This window comes from Myxococcus sp. AS-1-15, assembly GCF_020037055.1.
In the GTDB taxonomy this organism is placed as follows: domain Bacteria; phylum Myxococcota; class Myxococcia; order Myxococcales; family Myxococcaceae; genus Myxococcus; species Myxococcus fulvus.
Genome location: NZ_JAIQDF010000029.1, coordinates 41677 through 57844, shown reverse-complemented (window position 1 = coordinate 57844; position 16168 = coordinate 41677). Strand labels below are relative to the sequence as shown.

The window sequence follows — 16168 nt, the reverse complement described above, 5'->3', positions numbered from 1 at the left end:
GGGTGCAAGTGGTCGCAGGTTCAAATCCTGTCGCCCCGACCAATAGAAGGCCCTGGAGTCCTTGGCGAAAGCTGGGGGCTCTAGGGCCTTCGACTTTTGGGGCTCCGGACTCCAGCCGCGAACCGGCAGAGTTCACTGCCTCGGCCTTACGTCTGGGAGTTCCTCTTCCAGTCGACGGATGCGTGGGTGGAGAAGCGCCAGGAGCGTGGCCACCAGGACGAGCGCCCCCGCGATGACGAGCAGCGCCGCGCTGCCTCTCCCGGTGCCCACGCCAATCCAGGCGCCCAGGCTCGTGCTCCAACCTCCGTCCGGCGCCATGCGTGGTTCGAAGACACGGTCGACCAGCGGCCCCGCTACTGCGTAGGCCAGCGGCGTCGGGCTTGTCGCGAGCAGGAGCCGGATGGCGAAGACGCGTCCCTGCACGGCGGGCTCGACCTTGGCCTGCCAGAGCGCCTGGCTGGAGGCGTTCGCCACCGCCGCCCAGAACATGAACGAGAAGGCGGCGAGCTGGATGAAGACGAGCGACGGCCGCGCTCCCGCGAAAACGAGACTCACACCGAGCATCGCTCCAGAACCCAGCACCACGTGCATCCGGCCACGTCGCGGGCCGCCCCAGACACTCATCAGGAGGCTTCCACCCAGCATTCCGGACCCGGCGATGGTCAACGTGACTCCCAGCGCCGCGGGCGAGGCCAGACTCAACACGATGGGCTGGGCCAACACCTCCGTGAAGGCGGCGCACAGGTTGATGAGCGCGAAATAAACCAGCATCCCCATCAGTCCCGGGCGCGCCGCGACGTAGTGCCAGCCCTCGAACGCGTCTCGCCACAGGGAGCCTCGCGCGGCGGAGGTGCTCGGCATGCGACCCGGTGGCGGAATCCTCGCGCTCAACAGCGTGACCAGCGCGATGAGGAAGGTCGCGAAGTCCACCAACATCACGCCCTCGACACCCACGGCCACGAGCAACAGCCCCGCTACGGGGGGCGCAGCGAGCCTCCCGAGCGACTGAGAGAGCTGGACCATGCCGCTGGCGCGTCCCAGTTGCTCCCTTGGCACCAACTGCGTCGTGGCCGCCGTATACGCGGGCACCTGGAAGGTGCTGGCGATGGAACCCACCATGACGGAGACGTGGATGTGCCAGATCTCCAGCCTGCCCGCGAACATCAGCAGCGCGAGGCACGCGGTGGCCGCCGCGGCCAGCGTGTCGCTCAGAAGCATCACCCGACGCCGGTCCACCCGATCCGCCAGCACTCCCGCCAGCGGCGAGAGCACGAGCGAGGGCAGCGCCGTGTAGAGGGATATCAACGCGAACTGCGTCACCGACCCCGTGCGCTGGTAGACCCAGACCCCCAACGCGAACGCCGTCAGCCTGGAGCCGAGGATCGAGACGAGCTGCCCTGCCCAGATGCGCAGGAAGACGGCGAAGGCCGGGGCAGGGGGCTCCTCGGGCTGGACCACGAAGCCTCCTGCCACTGGCGTTCCAGCGGCCAGGGCAGGTCCCTCCGGTTGCTCCTGTCGAGAAGCCATCGGGCGGCGCTCCTCGACGTCACTGTTGCTGCTGGCTCAGCTTCCGACACAGGTCCGCGACGATCCGAAGTGAATCGCGTTGCGTCTGCCCCAGGCTCTGCGCGTCGGTGAACTGTCCACACACGTTCGGTCCCATGGCGTACATGGCCGTCCGGCTCGACCCACTGGACTCCAGCTCGTACGTGCCTCGCGGGATGACCTCTCCGGTCTTCGGGTTCACGTAAATTCCCCCGGTGACGAGGTAGGCCTGTTCTCCTCGGGTGATGACCGACCGCTTCTTGTCCGGAGGCACCGAGAGCCCCTCCGTCGAGCGGAAGGCCCGGAGCCCGGGTTGAATGAGCCCGTTGCCCAGCATGAACTGAATCAGCGGCGACGGATGCGCCTCGATGCTCGAGTACTGGCCCGTGGCGTCGACCACGTCGGTGAACCGCCGTGTCTGCGAGCGCCCCAGCGCATCGCCATGCGTGACGCTCACTCGCCAGACCGGGTCCGTCACGGGATGGAGCTCATAACCGCGTCCCAGCGCGATGACCTCCAGATGACCCGAGCGCATCATGGCTTCAATCTGGAGCGCGTTCCCCAGCGTCATGGGCAACATCGTGTTGAAGAACGTCGTCCGGAGCTCGCGGTCGAAGTACAGGTGGTCCTCCGCGGAGAACCACGGGGAGTTCTCACTCCACAACTGGATGGCTGCGTCGATGCACGTCTGCCACTCCACCACTCGCATGTGCTCGTAGCCGCCAAACGGCTTCCCCGTGGTGAGCACGGCGGCGATGTCCCGACGCAGCGTCTCGGCCTTGTCTGTGCGCGACAGGCGCCGCTGCCAGGCTCGGATGCGACGGCGCACGGGGGCTCCATGTCGACGGGCGCGCTGACGCCCAGCCGCCTCCGCCAACTCGTCACCCAGCATCTCCAGGGTGGTGTCGATAGAGAGGAGTCGGCCGCTCCCTCTTGTCTGGAAGGTCTCCTGCAACCGCTCCGCCGTGAACCACCGTGGTTGATAGGGCGAGGACGCCTCACGCCCCCAGACCTTCGGTAGCTGCCCGGTTCGTGAGCCCAGGGTGACCTTGAAGCCTTCAGGTGCCTCGTACCGCAGGCGACCGTCCGCATCCGCTACGAACCATCCCACTTTGACCGCGAGCGACAGGGCCGCGTCGATCCCGTTCAAATACGAGCCGAGAATCAGGACATGCTTGGGATGATTCGTGGAGAGCGCCTCTCCGCCATCCAGCACTGCGTCCTGGAGCCTCTTGGCGGGCCACGGTGAGCCGTGAACTCCGGGACGACCATCGAGCAGGGACTCCGGCAGCGCCCGGCTCCTCCAGGCGCGCTGGCCATAGCCCGTCGCGAGGATGACGTAATCGGCGCTGACCGAAGGCGCCGAGGCGAGGCCAATCTCCAGGTGGTCTCCTCGCTGTTCGAGCGTCAGGGCTTCCTGGCCCGTGAGCAGCTCGACCGAGAGCCCCAGCTCGCGCAGCAGCCCCAGGGTGCGTTGGAACTGCACCTGCTGCCGCTCACCGAAGCTCCACCGGCTCATCCTCGCTGGCAGGCTGGCGAGGTGCTCCTCGAGTGCGTTGCGACGGCTCCACGCGAGGCCCGTCCCCACCTCCGTCTGCGCTTCGATGATGGTGAGACGACAGCCTTGCAGCGCTCGCTCTCCTCGCGCGAGTCGCTCCGTCAGCGCGAAGAGGAACCACCGTGCGGACTGTCCGCCTCCCACGACGGCGATGTGGGGCGTTCGCTTCATGGCGCTTCCCATGCCGTCGTGCGCGTCTCGGCGGGCCGTGCGATTCGATGGACGTTCATGTGTTTCCCCGTTCAGCCATTCATCGAGCGCCGCGCGGGCTGCTCCAGGAGAGAGGTGAGGACACGTGCGAGCGCCTCGACCTGCGGTGGATGCAGCAGGGAATAGTGGTCGCCCGGGAGCTCGATGAGCTCGGTGGACTGGGGCGCCAACGCCGACCAACCCCGTGCGGGCTGAGGCGTCTCTTCGGCATCGGTGGTGTTCTCGCCGAGTACGACCGTGAGCCGCCCTGGATACGGATGCAGTGAGTGCTGATGAAGCGCTCGCGCGTTGGACGTGAAGACCTTCATCAGCGGACGAAGCGGACCCATGCCGGTGTCGGTCTGCACCAGAGCGGCTCGCTGAGCCTCAGCCTGCATCGCTTCGGGGGGCTCGGAGCCCTCGACAGGAACACCCGCCGTTCGCGCCAGGTCCGTGGCGAAGGCGGCCCACGGGGCGTCGTCTCCTGTCGGCGCTCCTCTCGCATAGGACGTGGGGCTGGGCTCGATGAGCACGAGCACCTCCACGGTCTCTCCTTGTTGCTTCAGCTGCTGTGCCATCTCGTACGCGATGATGGCCCCGAGAGACCAGCCTCCGAGACGATAGGGGCCCCGTGGCTGCACGGTACGGACATGCTGGATGTAGAGGGCCGCCATCTCCGGAACGGACTCGAGGGGCGGGAGGCTGCCATCAATCCCTTGCGCCTGGAGTCCGTAGCACGGCTGTTTCGGACCCATGCGTCGGGCCAGTTCCGCGTAGCAGAGGACATTGCCCCCAACGGGGTGGACGCAGAAGAAGGGCGGACGGGTTCCCTGCGGCTGGATGGGGACGAGGGGAGACCAGGGGGCCTCATCACCTCGGAGCTTGGTGGCGAGCTGTTCGACGGTGGAGGCCTGGAACAGCGCGGAGACGGGGATTGTCCTGCCCGTGCGCTGCTGGAGATGAGCCACCAGTCGAACGGCCAGAAGCGAATGACCGCCAAGCTCGAAGAAGTCACCCTGGATTCCAACGGGCCGTACTCCGAGCAGTTCCTCGAAGAGGCTCGCCAGGACGCGCTCGGGTTCATTCCTCGGAGGAACGTACTCACGACGACTCACGTGCGATGCGTCCGGGACGGGCAGGGCCTTCTTGTCCACCTTGCCATTCCCGGTGAGCGGGAGCGTCTCCAACGGAATGAAGACCGCCGGCACCATGTACTCGGGGAGCCGCTCCCTGAGGAACCCACGGAGCGAATCCACCTCCAGGTCCTGTCCGGGGGCGAGCACGCAATACGCGACCAGGCGCTTGTCTCCAAGCGTGTCCTCACATGCGAGCACCACGGCGGCGCGCACGGCGGGATGTTGGAGCAGTGTGGACTCGATCTCCCCCAGTTCGATTCGGAAACCACGCAGCTTCACCTGCGTGTCGATGCGTCCGATGAAGTCCAGGTTGCCATTCGGTAGATAGCGGACCAGGTCTCCGGTCCGATACATGCGCGCTCCCGCCACTGGATTGAAGGGGTCCGGCAGGAAGCGATCCGCAGTCAGCTCGGGGCGTCCCAGGTAACCTCTCGCCACTCCGACGCCTCCGAGGAACAGCTCTCCCTTCACTCCCACCGGCACCGGCTGCAACGCCGCGCCGAGCACGTACGCGCGGACATTGGCGAGCGGGCGGCCGATGGGCGGTGTTCCCCCATGGGTCTCGCACTCGGCGAAGGTCGCCAGCACGGTGGCCTCGGTGGGACCGTAGGAGTTGAGGAACCGGCGCCCAGGCGCCCAACGCGCGACGAGCTCAGGACCGCAGGCCTCGCCCCCTGAGATGACTGTCCGCAGTGCTGGAAGTCCCTCGGAGGGCGTGAGTGCCAGCGTGGCGGGCGTGACGCTGAGGGTCGTGATGGCCGCGTCCTGTAGGAGTTGGTGCAAGGCTGGCCCCGGCATCGCCTTCTCCACCGGCGCGAGCCACAGCGTGGCTCCCGCGCACAGCGTGGTGAGGATCTCCTCGACAGACAGGTCGAAGCCCAGGTTCGCGAGCTGGAGCAGCCGGCCGCCCGGCCCGAGTCTGAAGACCTCCGCCTCCTGCACCACCAGATTGCACACACTCTGGTGTTCGACGAGCGTCCCCTTGGGCCGTCCCGTGGAGCCCGAGGTGTAGATGACGTACGCCAACGAGCGGCTCGGCAATGCGAGTCCGAGGTCTCCTCCTTGTTCACTCGAACGAGTCTCTTCCAGGTGCACCACGTGTTCGAAGGCCCCCGGGACTCGTTCACGCAAGGCCTTCTGCGTGAGCAGCACACTCGCTCCACTGTCCTGCACCATGAAGGCAAGGCGCTCACGTGGCAGCGTCGGGTCGAGCGGTAGCCATGCCCCTCCTGACTTCAGGATGCCCAGCAGACCCACAACCATGGCTGGGGAACGCTCGACGCACAGGCCCACCAGCACCTCGGGCCCCACTCCGAGTCCACGCAGGTGTCGTGCGAGCCGATTGGCGCGCTCGTTCAGCTCCCGATAGGTCAGCCTCTCGTCCTCGAAGCCCAATGCGAGGGCTTCGGGGGCTCGACGGACCTGGGCTTCGAACAGGTGGTGGATGCACGCGTCCGACGGATACTCAGCCCGCGTGTCGTTCCACTCGACGAGCAGCTGTTGCTGCTCCCGCGCCGTCAACAGTGGCAGCGCGTACAGGGCCGTCTCAGGACGAGCGACCGCTCCCTCCAGCAGGACGCGAAGGTGCTCCGCCATGCGCGCCACGGTGGCCGGGTCGAACAGGTCGACGCTGTACTCCAGCTCTCCCTCGAAGCCTGCTGGGGTCTCGAGGAAGCTCAAGGTGAGGTCGAACTTCGCCGTGTCGAGCGGGGCGGGCAGGGGCTCGAACGTGAGGCCCGGCAGCCGCAGGGGCTCCAGGGGAGCGTTCTGGAGCGCGAAGAACACCTGGAACAACGGACTGCGGCTGAGGTCCCGGGCGGGCTGAATCGCTTCAACCAGCTTCTCGAAGGGAACCTCCTGATGCTGGAAGGCCGCGAGAGTGGAGGTCCGTACCTTGGACAACAACTCCCGGAACGACGCGTGTCGCCTCAGTTGGGTGCGCAACACCAGCGTGTTGACGAAGAAGCCGATCAACCCCTCGGTCTCCGCGCGCGTACGCCCCGCGATGGGCGAGCCGACGGAGATGTCCTCCTGACCGGAGTAGCGCGCGAGCAGGACCTGGAACGCGGCCAGCAACGTCATGAAGGGCGTGGTCCCTTCGCGCTGCGCGAGAGCGAGGACGCCATCGGAGACCTCGCGGGACAGGTGAACTGGGACGACCGCACCGCGCGCCGAGAGGACCGCGGGGCGAGGCCTGTCGGTCGGAAGTTCGAGAACCGCGGCTCCCTCAAGGTGTTGCTTCCACCACGCGAGCTGACCCTCCAGCACCTCTCCTTGCAACCAGTCCCGCTGCCACAGCGCGAAGTCCGCGTACTGCACCGGCAGCGCTGGCAACGTGACCCCGTGGCCCGACGCGAAGCCCTCGTACAGGGCTCCCAGCTCCCGCACCAATACCCCCATGGACCAGCCGTCCGAGACGATGTGATGCATCGTCAGCAGGAGCACGTGCTCCTGTTCGCCCAATTGGAGCAGGGTGGTCCGCAACAACGGACCCTTGGCGAGGTCGAACGGACGCAGGGCTTCCTCGCGCGCGAGTCGGGTCGCCTCTGCCTCCCGCGTGGGCAGGGCCCGCAGGTCGACGGCGCTCAAGGGGAGGGTGACCTGGGACGCGATGAGCTGGAGGGGCTGGCCTTGTTCCGTCAGGAAGGTCGTTCGCAGGGACTCGTGCCGAGCCACGAGTGCCTCGAAGGTGCGCCGGAGGACTTCCACAGCCAGCGGGCCTCTCAGCCTCACCGCGACGGGGATGTTGTACGTCGCGCTCCCGGGCTCCAGCTGGTCGATGAACCAGAGGCGCTGCTGTGCGAATGAGAGAGGCACGGGCCCTGTTCGCGGTCGAGGCACGAGCGGCGGTGCTTCGACACGGGGCGCGGACTCCATGCGCTCGGCGAACGACGCCAGGGTCGGTGCCTCGAAGAGGGCCCGTAGCGGCAGCTCCACCCCGAGTCGCGCGCGGATGCGCGAGATGAGCTGCGTCGCCAACAGGGAGTGCCCACCGAGCGCGAAGAAGTCATCCCACACTCCGACACGCGGGACGCGGAGGACCTCGGCCCAGAGGTCGGCCAGGCGCTCTTCAGTGGGGTTCCGGGGGGCGACATACGCCGTGCTCGGAGGCAGTCCCTCCGGCGCCGGGAGCGCCTTGCGGTCCACCTTGCCATTGGCCGTGAGCGGGAAGGACTCCAGCGTGATGAGCGCCGAGGGCACCATGTACTCGGGCAGGTGCTCTCGCAGCGACTCTCGCGTGGGTGGTGTCCCGTGGGGATGCACCGTGACGTAGGCCACCAGCCGCTTGTCTCCGGGACCGTGCTCCCGGACCAGGACCAGCGCATCACGGACGCCCGGGTGACGACGCAGAACGGATTCGATTTCGCCTGGCTCGATGCGGAAGCCGCGCAACTTCACCTGGAAGTCGATGCGGCCCAGGAACTCGAGCGTCCCATCCGCGCGCCAGCGGACCCTGTCGCCCGTGCGATACACGCGACCAGGACCCCAACGGTTCTCCACGAACCTCGTCGCCGTCAGCTCGGGTTGATTCCAGTAGCCGCGTCCCACGCCCTCGCCGCCGATCCACAGTTCACCCGCGACGCCCACCGGGACGAGCTCGCCTCGCGTGTCCACGACATAGGCCGTCGTGTTGGAGATGGGACGGCCGATGGGCACGGACTCGGCTACCTGCTCGGGATGCTCCACCGCGTGACAACACGCGAACGTCGTCGTCTCCGTTGGCCCGTAGCCGTTGATGAGGCGGCGTCCTCCGACCTCCAGGAAGCGCCGGACGTGTCCCGGTGAGAGCGCATCTCCACCCGCGAGGACCTGTCGGACCTGCGCAAGGCTCCGCGCGTCCTCGTCCACGAACTGGTGGAACAGGCCCGCGGTCAGCCACAGCGTCGTCACTCCGCGCTGCTTCACCAGCGTCGCGAGCTGGCTCAGCGTCGGGTCATGCGGCGGATGAACCACGAGCCTTCCGCCATTCAGCAGGCTGCCCCAGAGCTCGAAGGTCGACGCGTCGAAGGCGAGCGGCGCGAGCTGGAGGAACACCTCCTCCGGTCCGAAGTCGGCGTAGCTGGCGCCGCGTACGAGGCGAACCACGTTCCGGTGCTCAATCGCGACGCCCTTGGGCTCGCCCGTCGAACCGGAGGTGTACATCACGTACAGCAGGTTGCTGGCGGTGGCGCCACTCCGGGGATTCTCGACCACGTGAGAAGAGGACTCCACCCACGTCCCGAGCTCCAGCACTTCACCCAGCTTCTCCGCCACGTCACGGTGTGCTCGCGACGCCACGACAAGCTGCAGCCCCACGTCCCGGGCCATGAAGGCGAGTCGCTCCAGTGGATGGCGCGGGTCCAGCGGCACATAGGCACCGCCCGCCTTCAAGATGCCCAGCACCGCGGCCACCATCCCGGAGGAACGCTCGACACACAGCCCCACGCGCGTCTCGGGCCTCACTCCACGCTCGCTCAGGGCGTGGGCCACCCGGTTCGCTCGGGCGTTCAGCTCCCGGTAGGTGAGGCGCTCCTCCTCGAACTCCACCGCGATGGCGTCGGGACGTCGCGCGACCTGGTCCTCGAACAGCTCGTGGACACAGCGATCGCGTGGAAGCCCGGTGGTCGTCGCGTTCCACTCCTCCACGATGCGGCGTCGCGACTCCTCGTCCAGCAGGCTCAACGTCGAGCAGCGTGCCTCGGTGGGCGCGGCACACAGGCGCTCCAGGAGCGTCGTGTACTGGCGTCCGATGCGCTCGATGGTCGCCGCATCGAACAGATCGACGTTGTACGTGAACGCCGCCTCCAGGGTCCCGTGCTTCTCTCCCATCTGGAGCGTGAGGTCGAACTTCGACCTGCCGTTGTAGACCTCCATGGGCGTCGCCGTCAGACCCTCGAGTCGCAAGGTCCTTGCCCAGGAGTTCTGGAAGGTGAACAGCACCTGGATGAGGGGAGGGCGTCCCGGCTCTCGCGGCGGCGCGAGCTTCTCCACCAGCATCTCGAAGGGCACGTCCTGGTTCGCGAAGGCCCCGAGTGTCGTCTCCATCACCCGACCGATGAGCTGCTCCACCGTCGGGTCGCCGCTCAGGTCCGCGCGCAGGACCAGCGTGTTCACGAAGAATCCGAGCAATCCCTCCAGCTCACGGTGAGTCCGGCCCGCGATGAGCGCGCCCACCACCAAGTCGTCCTGCCCCGACAGCCGGGACATCAACACCTGGAACCCGGCGAGCAACACCATGAACGGAGTCGCGCCCTCGCGCATCGCGAAGGACTTCACCGCCTCCGCGACCTTCGGAGGCAGCCTGACCACGACCTCTGCCCCCCGGTCCGTCGCCACCACGGGCCTCGGACGGTCCGTGGGAAGTCTCAGCGAAGAGGGCACGTCGGCGAGCTGCTTGCTCCAGTACGCGAGCTGCTTCTCCAGCGTCCCGCCCGTGAAGCGCTCCCGCTGCCAGGCCGCGTAGTCGCCGTACTGCACCGGCAGCTCGGGCAGTGACGCCGTGCGCCCCTGTCGCAGCGCCTCGTACTGCGCCGCGAACTCCCGCATCATCAGCCCCGTCGACCACCCGTCGCTGATGATGTGGTGCATGTTCACGAGCAACACGTGTTCGGCTGCTTCGAGCTTCAGGAGCGTGGTCCGGAAGAGCGGCCCTTGCTCCAGGTCGAACGGTCGCCGTGCCTCCTCGTCCGCCAGTCTCCGCGCGTCCGCGGTGCGTGTCTCGGCAACGCTCCCGGACAGGTCGACCACCGGCATGGGCCACGAGGAGGGCGGATGGACGCGGAGGAATGCCTCGCCCCCTCGCTCCTCGAAGGTGGTGCGCAGGATTTCGTGCCGGTGCGTGAGCAGCTCGAACGCCCGACGCAGCGCCTCCACGTCCAACGGGCCCGCGAGGTGCAACGTGAAGGGCATGTTGTACGTCGGGCTGTTCGGCGCGAGCCGGTCCAGGAACCACAGGCGCCGCTGGGCGTAGGACACCGGCGTCGGTCCGTCTCCCTGACGGCGCGGGATGGTCTGGGCTCGCGCCTCCGGTTTCATGGCGCCGTCCTCTCGCGCACCAGCTCGGTGGTCACGAGCGCCGGGTCCGCGAGGATGTCCTCCTGCTCGAAGAGGACGGGGCGGAGCTGCTTCCGCGAGAAGAGCCGGGTCTGATCGGCGAAGAAGGGCGAGGCCGGGTCCGTGGCCCCGGAGTAGGCCAGCACCGCGCTCGCGCGGGGGCCCTCCCGGGTGAACTCCATCACCATCAGGAAGGAGGCGCCGTGATTGACCACGTAGCCCTCCGACGTGAGGCCCGTGGTCTCCGACAGCACCTGCTTCCGCTCGGTGCGCGGCAACAGCGTCGAGTTCGCCAGCGAGAAGCCCGCGATGTTCGCCGCGCCCTCGATTCCATCCACGCCTCCGTGAATCGGAATCACCTGCGACCCCTTCCGGGCGAACTGCACGTCACCCAGTCGGGCATCGAGTGGAAGGCCCGCCTCGCGCAGCACCCAGACGGCCTCGCCCAGCTTCTGGAGGATGGGGTCCGGGCCCGACGCCGGGGCTGGCGCCAGTCCCGAGGGCGTCTGCACCGGCCGGCTCGGGTCGAACGGCTCCGCGAAGAGCGGTCCCCGGTCATTCAGCTCCGGGCGCGTGAACCGCCCCAGGAACTCTCGCCAGACCAAGGCTCCCTTGCGGTCGAGCTCCAATCGCCCATCCCATTCCGCGAGCAGTCGACAGGCCTCGCGCAAGTCGACCTGCGCCTCCTTGACCGACACCGTCGTCGCGCCCTGGCAGCGCTGCGCGACGGGGGCCCGGAGTTGCTCCGCGAGCCAGTTGCGGTTGTTCAGGATGGCCTGCTCGAGCTCTTCACGCGTGAAGGCTCCATCCGGTCCCGAGGCCGAGTCCGGCCCCTTCTCCGACAGGATGGCGAGGTTCGTCCGCGAGCGGTTGGAGAGCCGGCCTCCCGGGCTCGCGTAGTTCTCGTAAGGGAAGGGGACCGAGGCGAGCAGCTCCGCGGGGTTCGTGTACCGCGCCGAGTCGTTCGCGTTCATCACGAAGTCCATGCGCGTGAGGCGAGGCGCCTGGTCGACGGGGAACAGTCCTCTGCCCGGACCCGACAGGTCGACCCACTCGTCACGCGACGTGCTGCCATCGAGGAGGATGACGCGCAGGCTCGCGAACCCCTTCACGTCCGGGACCGTCTCCCGAGCGGTGCGATACGCGGCGATGGCCTCGTCGCTCAACCGGGGCACCCGCGAGGCGTCCACGTAGCGGGTGTCTCCCCGCGCGCTCGTCATGATGGTGTTGACCCAGGGGATGCCGCGCACGGTGCGGTCCACCTCGGCGAGGTCGTCGAGGCTCTCCGCCCGGTTCATCCGGAGCCACTGCTCCGCGAACTGGTGGTTGTCCTCGTTCGCGTCTCGCAGCGTGTAGGCCACCGTGTCCGTCCAGGGGACCAGGCCGGGCCGCTCGACCATGGGCCCGTAATGCGAGCGCCAGAACGTGCGCGTCACCTGGCTCACCCGCCCGTCCGCCTCGAGCACGTCCACCGTGTGCTCCTCGTGCGTCATCCGACGGACCTGCCCGTCGTACAGGTACGCCGTGGGATCTCCAGGGACCAGGCGGAGCCGGTACGCAGTGAAGTGGCTCGACGCCGTCACCGTATGGGTCCACGCCACATGGCGGTTGAAGCCGATGTTGATGACCGGGATGCCCACCAGCGAGGCGCCGTACACATCCAGCCGTCCCGGGATGGTGAGGTGGCTCTCGTAGAAGCGCAGCGCCCCTTCCCACGGGAAGTGGGGATTGGCGACGAGCATTCCTCCAGCACTCCGCGAGCGCTCACGCCCGACCGCCCAGCCATTGCTCCCCAGGCTCGACTCACGAACTCCCGGAGGCCACCCGAAGGGCAACGAGGCTTCCCTCGTCGACGCGCTCCCCATGCCAGGAGGCTGCGCGTTGCCGACATCCCCGAGGAGCGGCTGCAACGTGTCCAACAGCGAGACGTCCAGGTGGTACGCGAGCAGGTCCACGCTGGTGATGGGCTTCACCCAGCTCGCGCTCGTGCACGGCGCTGGAAGTCGCTCCGGTGGAGTCTGCGCCAGGTAGTGGTTGTAGCCCTGCGCGAAGCCCTCCATCAGGTCGCGGACCTCCTGGGACTGACGCCCATACGCGGCCTGGGCCCGGGGCCGCAGCGCGAGGCCCCGATAGACGAGGTCGCTCTCGACGTGGGCGTCCTTCTCGCCTCGACCGAAGTAGCGCGCCCGCTCACCCCGGACCTTCAGGAACTGGTCCGCGAGGATGCAGACCAGGTCCTGCGCCTGCGCGTAGCCGTAGCCCGCGCCGAGGCCCCGGTAGTCCGAGGCCGTGATGTGCGGAACCCCATGGGCGGTCCGATGAATCGTGGCCTTCAGCGGCGCGGGCGGCGGCTCCGCCCTCCCGCACTTGGAGAAGGCGGCCATCCCGAGGACGAGCAGGTAGAGGCGCATGGCGGAGTCGGTCGAGTGGGTGGGCGCGACGGCTACGGCTCGATGAACGCGGAGAGGGCGCGGATGGTCGGGTGCTTGAAGAGGTGGGTGATGGACAGCTCCTTGTCCACGGACTCCCTCAGCCGGTTGAACACGCGCACCACGGAGAGCGAGTCCCCACCAATCTGGAAGAAGTTGTCGTCCAGGCTCACCGACTCCACGTTGATGGCCTCCTTCCACAGCGCGGCGATGGTCCGCTGGAGCTCGGTCCACTGCGCCTGTGAAGGGGTCTGCGTCACCACGCGCAGCGTCTCCGGCGCGGGCAGGGACCTCCGGTCGACCTTGCCGTTCGGCAGCCGCGGCAGGCTGTCTACCTGGACGAACTCGGACGGGACGGCATGGCTTGGGAGCTGCTGGAGCGCCGTCTCCCTCAGCGCGGTGAGTGACACCCCCGCGTCCGCGACCACGTAGCCCACGAGCCGCTTGTTCTCGCGCTCATCGTCACGAACGGCGACCACGGCCTCACGGACCGAGGGCAGGCGACTCAGCACGGCCTCCACCTCGCCCAGCTCCACGCGGAAGCCGCGGACCTTGACCTGGTCATCGACGCGCCCCAGGAACTCGAGACTCCCATCCGGCAGGTACCGCGCCAGGTCTCCCGTCTTGTAGAGCCGGGCCTCGGTGTCCTGATTCGAAGGGTCTCGGATGAACCGCGCCGCCGTCAGCTCGGGGTGGTTGAGGTACCCGCGAGTCACCCCTGGGCCTCCGACGTGCAACTCACCGGGGACACCGATGGGGACGGGGTGCAGGTGCGCATCGAGCAGGTAGATGCGCGTGTCCGGGATGGGGCGACCGATGGGAACACTCGCGCGCCGCGGGGCCTCTTCGAGCTTGTGCACCGTGCACCAGACCGTCGCCTCGGTGGGGCCGTACTCGTTGTAGAGGGCCGCGCTCGGGATGACCCCGCGATGCTGCTCGAAGAGCCGGGGCGGGCAGGTCTCTCCCGCGACCATGACGGTCTTTAGGGACGCGAGGTCCTCGGGACGGGCCTGCTCCAACAGGAGCGAGTACACCGACGGGATGCACAGCAGGTGCGACACCCGATGCGCGGAGATCAACCCGCCGAGCACGCCGAGGTCGGGCAGGCCCTCGCCCTCGGGGAGCACGAGCGTGCCTCCCTGGCTCAGCGTCCAGAAGATGCCGGCCACGGAGCTGTCGAACGCGTAGGACGACAGCAGCAGGAAGCTGCTCACGGGCTCGCGGTAGTACGTCCACCTCGCGATGGTGGAGTGCACCACGTTCCGGTGCGTCACCTGCACGCCCTTGGGCATGCCCGTGGAGCCGGACGTGTAGATGACGTACGCCAGGTCGTTCTCGCCGGTCAGCGGCGTGGGTCGTTCCTTGCCCTGTCTCGCGAGGTCGCTCCCGTCCACGCAGACCACTTGCGCTCCGTGCGTGGCGAACCGCGTGCGCAGCGAGTCCTGGGTCACCAGGACCGCGGCCTTCGAGTCCTCGAGCATGAAGCCCAGGCGCAGCGGGGGATATGACGGGTCCAACGGCACGTAGGCGCCGCCCGCCTTCAGCACACCGAGCAGCGCCACGAGCAGCTCCGGAGCGCGCTGCAGGCAGACGCCGACGAGCTTCCCCGGTCCGACGCCCAAGCCACGCAGGTGGTGCGCGAGCTGGTTGGCCCGCTCATCCAGCTCGAGGTAGCTCAGGCGTTGACCGGCATGGGCCACGGCGACGGCCTCGGGTGTCCGGGTGGCCTGGTCCTCGAAGAGCCGGTGCAGTGAAGGCGACAGGGGGAACGCGGCGGGCTGGGTCTGGTTCCACTCGATGAGCAGCCGCCGCTCCTCGGCCTCGGGCAGCAGGGGCAGCTCAGCGAGGGGCCGCGTCGCATTCTCGACCACCGCGCGCAGCAGCACCTCCAGGTGCCCGCTCATGCGCCGGATGGTGTCCGCGTCGAACAGGTCGCTGTTGTACTCCCAGTGTCCGTGCAGCCCGAGGGGCGTCTCGTCCATCACCAGCGTCAGGTCGTACTTCGCGGTGACGCTCCCAATCTCCAGGGGCGAGAGCGTCAGCCCCGGCAGCGTCAGGTCCGACGCCGGCATGTTCTGCAGGATGAACATGACCTGGAACAACGGGTTGTAGCCGAGGGAGCGCTCGGGCTTGAGCGCGTCCACCAGCTTCTCGAAGGGCAGCGACTGGTGCTCGAACGCGGCGAGCGCCGTGGCGCGCGTGCGCTCCACCAGCTCCTCGAAGCGAGGGTTGCCACCCAGGTCCCCGCGCAGGACGAGGGTGTTCACGAAGAAGCCGATGAGCTGCTCCAGCTCCGGCTGCTCGCGGTTGGCCACCACCGTGCCCACGGGGATGTCCGTCTGACCCGTGTACCGGTGCAACAGCGTCTGGAAGGTCGCGAGCAACGTCATGAAGAGGCTCGCGTTCAGGCGGCGGCTCAGCGCGGACAGGCCCTTGCTGACCTGCGCATCCAGCGTGAAGTACTCCCGCGCGCCCGCGAAGCGCTCCGTCTCCGGGCGTGGATTCGCGAAGGGCAGCGTCAGCAAAGGCGGCGCGTCCTTCAGCTGCCGCGTCCAGTACTCGAGCTGCCGCTGGAGCACGTCGTCCTTCATCCACTGGCGCTGCCACACCGCGTAGTCCGCGTACTGGATGGGCAGCTCGCGCAGCGGAGACGGCCGGCCCGCGCTCAGCTCCCGGTACAGCTCCGCGAGCTCTCGCTGGAAGACGCCGATGGACCAGCCGTCGAGGACGATGTGGTGCACCACTGTGAGCAGCACGCTCTTGCGCGCTCCCAACTGGAACAGCGTGGTCCGCAGCAGCGCGCCCTTCGTGAGGTCGAAGGGACGGCGGGACTCGGCGTCGATCAACCGTTGGAGCTCTCGGGACTGCTCCGCCTCCGCGAGCCCACCCACGTCGACGACGTGCAGCCGCGTCGCCACCGTGGGCGTGATGAGCTGGACGGGGCCCTCGGCGCCCTCGGCGAAGGAGGTGCGCAGGACCTCGTGGCGGCGGACGATCTCCTGGAGGCTCTGCTCGAGGACCGCGACGTCGAGCGTCCCTTCGAGGCGCAGCGCGGACACCTCGTTGTAGGCGTGGCCACCGGGGCGGAGCTGCTCGAACAACCACAGCCGGTTCTGCGCGAGCGAGACGGGGACCGGCGCATGCGGGTCCGCGCGCCGGGTGATGCGCGGCGACTGTGTCTGAAGTGCCTCCTGCTTCAGGGACTTGAGAACCTGCGCTCGCTTCTCCGGCGAAAGGCTGTTGAGCAGCTCGAGGGTGTCCTTGGTCGCGGTCATGGG

General features: G+C 68.2%; 5 protein-coding genes. All 5 read right to left on the bottom strand.

The window, feature by feature from the left end; all coding sequences use genetic code 11:
• Positions 1-132 precede the first annotated feature (132 nt).
• Positions 133-1527 carry an MFS transporter gene (locus K8625_RS42315; protein ID WP_223785925.1) on the bottom strand — a complete coding sequence of 465 codons (1395 nt, stop codon included), beginning with the start codon at positions 1525-1527 and terminating at the stop codon, positions 133-135.
• A 19-nt stretch (positions 1528-1546) separates the two neighbouring features.
• Positions 1547-3274 carry a hypothetical protein gene (locus K8625_RS42310; protein ID WP_223785924.1) on the bottom strand — a complete coding sequence of 576 codons (1728 nt, stop codon included), beginning with the start codon at positions 3272-3274 and terminating at the stop codon, positions 1547-1549.
• A 71-nt stretch (positions 3275-3345) separates the two neighbouring features.
• Positions 3346-10443, bottom strand: coding sequence for a non-ribosomal peptide synthetase (locus tag K8625_RS42305; protein ID WP_223785923.1), 7098 nt, complete (start codon positions 10441-10443; stop codon positions 3346-3348).
• Entirely contained in the window at positions 10440-12872 is a 2433-nt protein-coding gene (locus tag K8625_RS42300) for a penicillin acylase family protein (RefSeq protein WP_223785922.1), read from the bottom strand. Before K8625_RS42300 ends, K8625_RS42305 begins: the two co-directional genes overlap by 4 nt.
• Before the next feature lie 32 nt (positions 12873-12904).
• Positions 12905-16165, bottom strand: a complete 3261-nt coding sequence (locus K8625_RS42295; protein WP_223785921.1) for a non-ribosomal peptide synthetase — start codon at positions 16163-16165, stop codon at positions 12905-12907.
• Between the last annotated feature and the right edge of the window lie 3 nt (positions 16166-16168).